Origin of the sequence: Streptococcus sp. HMSC078D09 (assembly GCF_001813675.1) — a bacterium.
Taxonomy (GTDB): Bacteria; Bacillota; Bacilli; order Lactobacillales; family Streptococcaceae; genus Streptococcus.
Genome location: NZ_KV813668.1, coordinates 1 through 3,609 on the forward strand (window position 1 = coordinate 1; position 3,609 = coordinate 3,609).

Sequence of the window (3,609 nt, forward strand, 5' to 3'; positions counted from 1 at the left end):
ATTGAAAATAGCGTAACTAAATTTATCAAATTTTCCAGCGGATAACTATCTTGTCAGATGTGACTTGCACCTTGTCAATTAACTCTCTGACAATAACTTTCTGATTATCGTAGGCCATATCCAGTACACTACTAGCATCTAATAGCTTTTCAATTTTCTTTCTTTTGCCCGCTCGCTTATCATTCGAGGCTTTTTTTATTTCACCTTCCAGGGCGGTTCTTTGCTTGATGAAATCTGAAGACTTAGCTCTTAATTCGTCCAGCGTGATCCTATCGTCCAGGTATAGATCGTTCAGCTTGCTTAGTTTGAGTGTTAGGCTGTCTATTTGTTTTTGGATTGCCTGCCTGTCGACTGCCGGGCTGGCATCGTCCGAAAACAGCTCTTTTATTTTGTCTGGGTCGTTTTGTAGCTGAGCGATGCGTGTTAACACATGATGCTCTAATAATTCCATGTCATAGTAGCCAGACTCGCACTTTTTATTGTCGTTGTAAACCGTGACACCCCTTGTTTTTCGCGGGTGTCTTTGGTAGCACTCGTATCTTTTAAAGCGTGTACCGTCTTTTCTTACAGCCCCTAAAATAACTTTAAGGGGCGCGTGACAGTACCCGCATTGTGCCAGTCCGGATAGCATATATTTAGCCTGGAATGGTCGAGGGTTTGAGAGTTCCTTTGCTGTCTGCTGCCGTTTGGCCAGCTCTCTTTGCGTTTGCTCAAAATCATCTAGCGAGATTATAGCCTTGTGTGTGCCTTGGAATGTTTGGCCTTTGTATTGATTGAGGCCACAATATACAGGATTGGCTAGTATTCCTCTAATTGTGCGATAACTCCAAGCTGGTTGTTTGGGGTATTCCTCGTTTATCTTATCCCTCAATTTAGTTATTGACATACCAGCCAAGTATGATGAATATATCTCTTTGACTGCCAGGGCTTCATACTCGTTAACAGTCATTGACCCTGTTTCTTTGTCGTAGTTGTACCCGTAGGAAGTTTTAGCCCACATCATAGACTTACCAGATTTAGCTCGACCCAGCTTGCCTAACTGCATACGCTCTTTGATCTGCTCGCGCTCTAATTGTGCAAATACGCTCAAAAGCCCTATAACGGCTCGCCCGAATGGTGTCGAGGTGTCGAAGTTTTCTAGCAGGCTTACGAACTCAATATTATTCTTTAAAAAGATATCCTCGATCAAGTAAAGCGTGTCCTTTTGGCTCCGGCTCAATCGGTCCAGCTTGTATACTAGTACCGTATCAAATAGCTTGCTTTGGGCATCTTTTATTAATTGCTCCAGTGCTGGGCGCTCGGTTGTAGAGCCAGAGAAACCTCCGTCTGTATATACTTTGTAAACGTGCCAGTCTTTTATATCGCAGTAGCTTTCAAGTTTTGCTTTCTGCTCTTCTATCGAGTAGCCCTCTTCCAACTGAGAAGTAGTTGACACGCGCACATATAACGCTACTTTATTCATTGTCTTTATACTCACTTTCTGATAAAATAGAGTATAGAAAGACACCTTTCAAAATTTGTCATTTTGAAACCTTTCTTTATCTTGATTGCCTCACGCTTGAAGTCGCCAAACTTTGAGAGCGTGGGGCTTTTTTTATTTGTCTAAAATCATTTTACCGTCTTTCTCCTGCGCAATAACTTTTGCATTAGCATCTAAAACGATAAGGTTTGGAGCTTTAAAGTTTGGGTCATACTGTCTAAGCTCATTCTCTCCGGACTGTTTTATTTTAAGCATACCGTCAACCATAGGTTGAGCCTGTTTAATCTGTTCATCGGTTAGGGCATCTGAAATAGTGATTGCTATATCTTTCTCGGTTGAATTGACAGACGCTTTAGGATCAACTCCATGTACCCATGCTTTGAAATTTTCCACAAAAACATCATAAGCAGAACGTCCTTGTAAAACATCGCTAGAAGAAGTTGAAGAAGTCGATACTTCACTTGATGATGAGACTTGTTCAGTGCTTGGTTCTTGACTTTGGTCCGTATCTGCTTCATTTTGACTGCATCCGGTCAATAATATAGTGAGTACTGCGACTGCTGCAAATGTTACCTTTTTCATATTTTCCTCCCGGCTATCCTACTAGCCTATAAAATTCATCAATTACCATTAATTCGTCGGTTACTGATTTAAGTTTGTGTCGTTCCATAAAGTTTAAATAGTTAAAATCTTCCTTGTCTACTCTTTCCAGCTCCTCTCTTAAAAGCGCGTGTATCATGGCCCGGTTGGCTTCATTTTCGCACTTTATCGGGTTGATAATATAATTAGCCTTGGTGTGGTTTAAGTGGCCCAATTCGTGCAATATGACCCTTTTCTGGGCCTCTCTAGTTAGTGATTTATTAACAAAGATAATCCTCATATCCGAGATTATCATTCCCGGTCGTGGCCATAGGTCGTTATCAAAGTAAGCAAGGGTGACTCCCTCACTGTCGCATATTTCTTCTATCGTCATAATCTGCCTTGTAGGTATATTTCTATTATATTCTGTATCGCTTGTATGTCGCTTTCTGTTAGTGGCTTACCGTCGAAAGTCTTTGCGCTCTCTGCCAGCTTGCGCAGATCTGTTTCTGAGTACCTTGTTTCAGCAGTTTGTTCTGCTTCATCTTCCCAACCCATAAGGTCAGCGGGCGAAATATTCAATGTTTCAGAAATCTTCTTTAGTACCTCTGGACCGACCTTTTCTATATCCCCTCTTTCGTATCTGAATATAGTTGAGCGAGAAACTCCCACGCGCTCAGCGAGGGTATCGGCAGAGATCTTCAATTCTTTTCTTCTTAATTTAATTCTTTCTCCGACGTTCATGGTTTTTTCTCCTCTTATATATTACACGTTAATTTTACATCTTTAGTTTCAAAAACGCAACAAGAAAGTTTCAAAAATGCGATTTTTTTGTTGACAAAACTTTTCGGTCATGTTATACTTAATTCAACAAGTCGCAGAAGTGCGACAAAATGAAAGGAGAATACATGGTTAATGTATCAAAGTTGAAAGGTAAAATCGTAGAACGAAATACCACGCAAGAAGAACTTGCAAGTAAAATCGGTGTTACTAAAAGTACGTTTTACCGCAAGATGAAGCGAAATGGCAACTTTTCGATCAAAGAAGTAAATTTGATCGTGTCAGCTCTTGATCTTTCGAAAGATGAAGCTATGGCCATTTTTTTTAGCGAGACAGTCGCATAAATGCGACAATCTGGCAGAGTGAATAGAAAGGAGAAGGATGGCAGAGAGAAGAATGTTATCTAAAAAGATTTTTCAAAGTCGAAAATTTTTAATGATGCCGTTCGAAGCGCAAGCTCTATATACTCACTTGATTTTATCGAGTGACGACGATGGAGTGGTTGAGGCTTTTCCAATCGTCCGAATGATCGGAGCTAAGGAAGACTCGCTGGGGTTGCTGGTTGTAAAAAAATTCATCTTACCACTAAACGACGACATGGTTTACTTTATTACTGACTTTGAAGAACAAAACAAAATCAGAGCAGACCGAGTACAACCCTCACGATACCGCGAACTGTTACTAGAAAAAACAGACTTGGTGGTTGAAGGGAAACGGGTTACAGGTCAAAAAAAATACATTGACGGACAAGTGACGGGCAAGTGTCTGAC

At 40.7% G+C, this 3,609-nt stretch carries 5 protein-coding genes and 1 pseudogene; 2 read left to right on the top strand and 4 right to left on the bottom strand.

The features are described from left to right. Positions 1 to 25: 25 nt before the first annotated feature. From HMPREF2926_RS04885 to HMPREF2926_RS04900, 4 genes are all read right to left on the bottom strand, one after another. Positions 26 to 1,471 (bottom strand): recombinase family protein, encoded by a 1,446-nt coding sequence (locus tag HMPREF2926_RS04885; protein ID WP_070586688.1) that lies wholly within the window; start codon positions 1,469 to 1,471, stop codon positions 26 to 28. Positions 1,472 to 1,594: 123 nt separating this feature from the next. Beyond that, positions 1,595 to 2,062 (bottom strand): membrane lipoprotein lipid attachment site-containing protein, encoded by a 468-nt coding sequence (locus HMPREF2926_RS04890; RefSeq protein WP_070586683.1) that lies wholly within the window; start codon positions 2,060 to 2,062, stop codon positions 1,595 to 1,597. Between the two features lie 13 nt (positions 2,063 to 2,075). After that, a complete protein-coding gene (locus HMPREF2926_RS04895) occupies positions 2,076 to 2,453 on the bottom strand; it encodes an ImmA/IrrE family metallo-endopeptidase (RefSeq protein WP_070586685.1) in 378 nt (125 codons plus the stop codon). Continuing rightward, the gene (locus HMPREF2926_RS04900) at positions 2,450 to 2,803 is read right to left on the bottom strand and encodes a helix-turn-helix domain-containing protein (protein WP_070586686.1); all 354 of its coding nucleotides are present in this window, start codon (positions 2,801 to 2,803) and stop codon (positions 2,450 to 2,452) included. The genes HMPREF2926_RS04895 and HMPREF2926_RS04900 overlap by 4 nt, the downstream gene beginning before the upstream one ends. A 164-nt stretch (positions 2,804 to 2,967) precedes the next feature. Between HMPREF2926_RS04900 and HMPREF2926_RS04905 the strand changes: the two genes are divergently transcribed. Further along, positions 2,968 to 3,183, top strand: a complete 216-nt coding sequence (locus HMPREF2926_RS04905) for a helix-turn-helix domain-containing protein (protein WP_070448846.1) — start codon at positions 2,968 to 2,970, stop codon at positions 3,181 to 3,183. 37 nt (positions 3,184 to 3,220) lie between these two features. Beyond that, a pseudogene (locus HMPREF2926_RS04910) lies at positions 3,221 to 3,609 on the top strand (DNA replication protein); the annotation flags it as partial.